Source organism: Desulfobacter sp. (assembly GCF_050177295.1).
The window spans coordinates 1-6,474 of record NZ_JBFXHE010000258.1; the positions used below are offsets into that span (position 1 = coordinate 1).

Annotated in this window: 7 protein-coding genes; 4 read left to right on the plus strand and 3 right to left on the minus strand. The window is 50.6% G+C overall.

The features are described from left to right. From AB7U36_RS16075 to AB7U36_RS16085, 3 genes are all read right to left on the minus strand, one after another. The coding region (locus AB7U36_RS16075; RefSeq protein ID WP_428160720.1) for a histidine phosphatase family protein at window positions 1-242 on the minus strand (242 nt) is incomplete at its 3' end. Further along, the gene (locus tag AB7U36_RS16080) at window positions 208-1,353 is read right to left on the minus strand and encodes a DVU_1551 family NTP transferase (RefSeq protein ID WP_428160721.1); all 1,146 of its coding nucleotides are present in this window, start codon (window positions 1,351-1,353) and stop codon (window positions 208-210) included. The genes AB7U36_RS16075 and AB7U36_RS16080, both read right to left, overlap by 35 nt. A 94-nt stretch (window positions 1,354-1,447) precedes the next feature. After that, a complete protein-coding gene (locus AB7U36_RS16085) occupies window positions 1,448-2,512 on the minus strand; it encodes an XdhC family aldehyde oxidoreductase maturation factor (protein WP_428160722.1) in 1,065 nt (354 codons plus the stop codon). A gap of 131 nt (window positions 2,513-2,643) precedes the next feature. Between AB7U36_RS16085 and AB7U36_RS16090 the strand changes: the two genes are divergently transcribed. The 4 genes from AB7U36_RS16090 (at window position 2,644) to leuD (ending at window position 5,982) form a co-directional block, all read left to right on the plus strand. Beyond that, window positions 2,644-3,426, plus strand: a complete 783-nt coding sequence (locus AB7U36_RS16090; protein WP_428160723.1) for an IMPACT family protein — start codon at window positions 2,644-2,646, stop codon at window positions 3,424-3,426. A gap of 133 nt (window positions 3,427-3,559) precedes the next feature. After that, window positions 3,560-4,147, plus strand: coding sequence for a helix-turn-helix domain-containing protein (locus tag AB7U36_RS16095; RefSeq protein WP_428160724.1), 588 nt, complete (start codon window positions 3,560-3,562; stop codon window positions 4,145-4,147). 11 nt (window positions 4,148-4,158) lie between these two features. After that, the gene (locus tag AB7U36_RS16100; RefSeq protein WP_428160725.1) at window positions 4,159-5,445 is read left to right on the plus strand and encodes a 3-isopropylmalate dehydratase large subunit; all 1,287 of its coding nucleotides are present in this window, start codon (window positions 4,159-4,161) and stop codon (window positions 5,443-5,445) included. Between the two features lie 9 nt (window positions 5,446-5,454). Next, window positions 5,455-5,982, plus strand: coding sequence for a 3-isopropylmalate dehydratase small subunit (gene leuD, locus AB7U36_RS16105; protein ID WP_428160726.1), 528 nt, complete (start codon window positions 5,455-5,457; stop codon window positions 5,980-5,982). Window positions 5,983-6,474 lie beyond the last annotated feature (492 nt).

Below are 6,474 nucleotides of genomic sequence, written 5' to 3' on the forward strand. Positions count from 1 at the left end.
TCCCAGTCACCCAGGTCAATTTCATTGAGACGTGCATCCACTGTCACGGGCTGACCCGGACAGCACATTGCGGCTGTCTGCCGGGTGCGCAAAAGCCCTGACACATAAATTCTTTTAAATTGAATGTGGTTCAAAACATTTTGCCAGGACTTGGCCTGGGCCTGCCCATGGGCATTGAGCGGCAGATCGGTCCGGCCGATGAAGCGCTTAACCCCTGGATCCAGAATCTGACCGTGGCGCATCAGACAGACAAGGGGGGGCGCAGCCGAGAATCTGTTTAACAGATCGGCCGGTAATTGCGCTGATCCGGGCATGTATGTACCGTGCAGTTTCAAGACGCTGTTTTATCCTTTCCCGGGCTTGGGGGTAATCCCGGGCTTTGCGGCGGAATCTGGACTCATAATCCAGGTCCAGGCAGGCACCGGCGCATATTTTGTCTGCAAAATAGACGATCTCTTTTTCTCCGGGTTTTTCTTCTGGATTTTCCAGTGTCATGTGGGCGCCCACAACAGCGGCGAGTTCAGCAAATCCCATATCCAGCAAAAATTTTTCTGCGGCCCGGTCATGACGGGAAACTTTTCGTTTGATATCGTGGAGCAGGGCTGCGGCCCGGACCAGGTCCGGATTCAGGCCGGGCAAGGCCGGAAGCAGCGCGTTGTAAAGGGCCATGGCCGTTTTTTCCACCAGGAGCAGGTGGGCCTTGATCTCTTGTTCTCCGCTTAGTTCCGCCCCAATCATGGACAGGCACTCTGTCCGGTCCGGCACCATTCTTTTGGCAAACTGTTCCTTAACCGCCTCATACCCTTCTGGCGTATCCGCATCCATGAGAATGCCCTGGTCATGAACGGCAAGGCAGGTATACGCTTTGGCAAAAAGGATGTCCCGGAGATTGTTGTCCGATCCTGGATGCATGATGGATTCAACGGCTGCCCTGGGAATCAGGGGGGGATGGCCGGTTTTTCCGTTAAAACAGGGGATCACCGGCAGTTCAGGTTTTTTCAAAAAAGCCGTTTTGATACGCGCCAGGGTTGAGGGCCGGACTGCGGGGATATCCACGGGCAGAAGAAAAAAGCCCTGGCTTTCCGGGTCTATTTCCCCGGCCCCGGTGCGGATGGAGGAAAACATGCCCAGGGCATAATCAGCATTTAACACCACCCGGGCAGGCGTATTTTTCACGGCTGCCTTCACCTGCCCATGGTTATGCCCGGCCACCACCACGATGTCACGGACACCTGCACCATAAAAAAGATCAACCACGGCACATACCATGGGTTTGTCCTCCAGGGGCAGCACAGGCTTGAATGCCGGTGCCATACGCGAGGAAAAACCTGCGGCAAGGATAAGGGCAGACACGGGCGCGCCTGGCCCTGGAGGGCCCAAATCCGTTACAGCGCCCACGGTGCTACCCTGCCAAGATTCATCTTTGCCTGTTACCGGTATTTCCCCTTTAGCTTTTTCTGTTTGTTGCGCGCACAAGTATCAGTTCTCCCATAATACTGACAGCAAGCTCTGCCGGGGTTTGTGCCTTAATGGCCGTGCCGATGGGGGAGTAAACCGCGTCAAGGGCCTGCTTTGATATGCCTTTTTCCATGAGATTGCCGTAAATGAGTTCCCGTTTTTTCCGGGATCCGATCATGCCGATATATGCGGCCCGGGTGGAAAGGGCTTGTTCCAGAACAATCTGGTCGTACAGGTGTCCCCGGGTGAGGATAACAATATAGCTGTTCTCATCCACATCAAATCCGTCAAAAACCGGGGTAAACCCGGGCACGACTTTGACCTGCCCGGCATGGGGAAACCGGGCCGGATCGGCAAATTCCGGCCGGTCATCAATGATCACGGTTGAAAAATCCGTGATGTGGGCCATCTGGCCCAGCTGATATCCCACATGGCCGGCACCGCAGATATAAAGGGTTTGCCTGGGTATCAACGGCTGGATAATATACAGGTCCTGCCCGTACACCCGGCACGAGAGACCGGGCCCGGAAAACGCTCTGCCTGCGGCATCTGCCAGCAGATCTTCGGGTAAATCTTTCGGTAAAATTGATGCACCGGGATCATTGCGGCTGTTTTTAAGCGCCACAGGCACCTGGACCGTATCACCGGATATCCGGGTAATAACCAGGGCGCTTTCCCCTTTGTTCTCAATTCCCGCAATGATTTCAAAGGCATTTAGAAGCGTTTTGGAAAACGGCGGCACAAAACTGCGCAGCCACACACCCAGGCTGCCGCCGCAGATCATGTCCATGCCGGCTTTCAGGGCCTGGTCCTGGTCCAGATGAAAGTCCTTAATTTGTGACTGGGCTTTATCCATCATGCCCACGCAGGCATCCATGACTTTGGCCTCCACCAGGCCGCCGCCAATGGTGCCGGCAATGGTTTTATCCTGCCGAACCAGCATCCAGGAGCCCGATGTCCCGGGCGTGGACCCCTTATGGCTGACAATCATGGCCAGGGCAAAGGGATGGTCTTTTGACAATGCGTTTTTTATTTCCTTATATGGACTGCCCACACGGATCTCTCTTTTTCTGATATGCTTGAGTTTTCGGATTTTTTATCTTGATAATTTGAAAAACTTCAATTTTCCATTTATTTCATTCTTCGCTCCTTTTGTCTTTAACTATTTTCCGAAAACTCAAGCATATGGACTATGTCAAAGATGCCCAAAAAGAGTTTTTCCGGCTCCAGATTCCTTCCTGGTGCATGAAAAAAATAGCCAGTCTGTTTCTGGTAAAGGGATTCGGCCTTTTATTTGAATTTGATTTGTACTATACCATGATCATGAGTACGGATTGCGAAAAACCGGTTTTTTATTCTGTGGGGCGGTTTGTGTCTGATCCTGTCCGCCGGGCGGAAATAAAAATCAAGCGCTCCGTGTTTGTCTGCCGGCTCAGCTATGTTGATACCATTGAAGGGGCAAAGGGATTTATTTCCAACGTTTGCAAAGAATACAAAACCGCCACCCATAACTGCTGGGCTTATGTGGTGGGCGATTCCGGGCAGATCAGCCATTGCTCAGATGCGGGAGAACCGCCGGGTACGGCCGGAAAGCCCATGCTCAACACGCTCTTATCCCATCATATGACCTGTACTGCAGCGGTGGTTACCCGGTATTACGGCGGGGTCAAGCTTGGGGTTCGCGGGCTGATTGAAGCCTATGCCCTGGCTGTGGGCGAAGCCATTAACCAGGCCCCCCTGGTCCGGCTGGTGAAAACGCAATCCTTCCAAATCTGTCTGGATTACAGCCTGAATGATTCATTTTTAAACCGCATCAGCGCCTTGAAGACCATAGTAGCCGGAACGGATTATAAAGAACGGATCACCCATGACCTGGTCGTGGAATTGTCCGACCTTGCGGCCCTGGAATCCGTGCTCACACAATACCAATGCCAGGGGCTTTTGGATTATACAAAAATAACAGCCTGATCTTCAAAGGCGGATGTTTGTCTCCAAAGGCTTTTTCCTGTATTGGCGTTTTTATCCATTTAAAAAGTATTGACACTAGAAAAAAATTCAGTATTCTTTAATTTGAATTAGAAATACTGAATTTGGGGAATGAATGAAAATCAAACTGGGGCCGTTGCTGCGGGCTATTCGAAATTCACGGCATCTGACTATCAAAGATGTGGCATTAAAGGCCGGGGTCAGTTCAAGCCTGTTGTCCCAGATTGAACGCAACCGCATATCCCCGTCCCTGGATACCCTGCTGGAATTGCTTGAAGTTTACGGGGTTTCTCCGGAAAAGTTTTTTAAAGATTATGAGACCATGAACCGGGTGGAGATTATAAAAAAGGACCAGCGCCGGGTCTACCAGCGCAAGGGATTTAAATATGAAACCCTGAGTGGATACAGCCAGTCCAAGGGCAACCACTCCTTTACCGCCTTTTTTCTTGAACTTTCACCTGGACAGCAGCGGGGGGATGAGAATGACGGCCATCTTGGCCGGGAACTGGGAATTGTGGTGAACGGGTTTGGCCAGTTGATTTACGGCGGGGATGTCTACGATATCAGTAACGGAGATGCCCTGTCTTTTTCGTCGCAAATACCCCATGTGATTAAAAATACAGGTGACGATCTGTTTCAGGCCTACTGGATTGTCACGCCGGCGGACGGTGAAGATTATTTTGGTGAAGGAAATGATAACTAATGGAGAGTGCCATGGGAAAAACAATTGCTGAAAAAATTTTTGACACCCACCTGGTGGACAAACCCTTCGGGGATGTCAGCGTGCTGCGCCTGGACCGGGTTTTCTGTCATGAAATTACCACCCCGATTGCGATCCAGGATCTGGTTGCAAGGGGAAAAGACCGGGTGTTTGATGCGGACAAAATCAAGGCGGTGATTGACCATGTCTCACCGGCCAAAGATTCCAAAACCGCCATGCAGGGAAAAATTCTGCGGGACTGGGCCCTTCGTCACGGTATAAAAGATTTTTTTGATATCGGCCAGAACGGGGTCTGCCACGCCCTGTTTCCTGAAAAAGGGTTTGTCCGTCCCGGATTCACCATCATTATGGGCGATTCCCATACCTGTACCCACGGGGCATTCGGCGCCTTTGCCGCGGGCGTGGGCACCACCGATCTGGAGGTGGGCATTTTAAAGGGTGTGTGTACCTTTAAAGAGCCCGAAACCTTTAAAATTGAAATTACCGGGACCCTTCGGCCGGGCGTATATGCCAAGGATATCATTCTTGAGGTGATTCGTCAGATTTCAGTGAACGGGGCAACCAACATGGTCATTGAGTTCACAGGACCTGTGGTGGATGCCATGGGCATGGACCAGCGCATGACCCTTTCCAATATGGCCGTGGAAGCCGGTGCAACTTCCGGCATCTGTCTGCCGGATATGACAACGGTGCAGTATCTGTGGCCGTTTATTAAGGATGAGTTCCAGACCCCCGAAGATGCCCTGGCACAATATTCCCAATTCTGTTCCGATCCGGATGCCGTCTATGCAAAGAAAAAAAGAATTGATGTGAGCACGCTTGAACCCATGGTGACCTTTGGATACAAACCGGACAATGTTAAACCAGTGTCCCAGATGAGGGATATGCCCGTGGATCAGGTTTACATCGGCTCCTGTACCAATGGGCGCCTGGAGGATCTTCGTGAGGCAGCCGCCGAGGTGGCGGGCAAAAAAGTCAACCCCGGGGTCCGGGCCATTGTATCTCCGGCCACACCGGATATTTTTAGTGCGGCCCTGGATGAAGGACTGATTAAAATTTTTATGGATGCCGGATTTTGCGTGACCAACCCCACCTGCGGTGCTTGTCTAGGAATGAGCAACGGGGTGCTGGCCGAAGGAGAGGTGGCAGCGTCCACCACCAACAGGAATTTTAACGGACGAATGGGCAAAGGCGGAATGGTTCATCTCATGAGCCCGGCCACGGCGGCGGCTACCGCAGTCCATGGCGTGATCACCAATTCTGACCGGTTTAAAAGTTAGGGAGGTATTATGAAAGACTTTCAAGGAAACATGCTCTGCCTGGACCGGGCAGATATCAATACCGACGAAATTATTCCGGCCAGATACCTGACGGAAATTTCAAAATCCGCTTTAAAGCCCCACCTGCTTGAAGATCTCGTCTTAGATGGCTTTCATCCTAAGACGGATCTCAAAGATGTCCGTGTGATTGTATCCCGGGGAAATTTTGGATGCGGCTCTTCCAGGGAACATGCGCCCTGGGCGCTGGAAGTCAACGGCATCAATGTGGTGATTGCCCCGAGCTTTGCCCGGATTTTCAGGCAGAATATGTTCAATTGCGGCATGATGGCCATTGAACTGCCCGAGGATCAGGTCCAGGAGCTGTTTGAACTGGGTGCCGGTAAAAAGGCCCGGCTTTGCATAGATGTGGAAAATAAAACCCTTATTGCAACCAATGACAGCGGCAAAGAACTGAAAATTGAATTTCCTATCTCAGAGTTTGACAAAACCCTGGTGAAAACCGGGGGATGGGTGGAGTTTGCAGATAAAAATTACTAAATAGTGCCTGAACGGAATCCCCGTGTTTGGACAGCTTGTTAAAGGGGCGCATGCCCACAACGTTGCCCGGATGCAAGGTGCATAACCTAAAGGTCAGAAACTTAAAATTTAAAACCCTCACAACCTAATCGGTTGTGAGGGTTTTTTATGGCCCTGATTTTTCTGCTTCCCGTGATCAGGAAATTCGAAATATATCCTCAGTGCTTTTTGATTGAGCCTGCTGTTTTTGAAATATATCTTGTTTTTTTGAATCTAATTTTTCAATAAAAAAGGGGGGGGATACTATCGACGTCTGAAGGACTGAATTTATATTTATTGCAAAAATTTCAGATAATACCTCAGCCATTTTACATGGTACCTGTGCTCATTTTCCGGAATATAACCGGAAATCAATTCCCGGTTATAAGCGGCCCGCACATTTTGATTAATCTGAATTAATGCCATTTGCTGTTTAGCGCCATAATTTGAATGTTACATTAAACCTGGACGGTG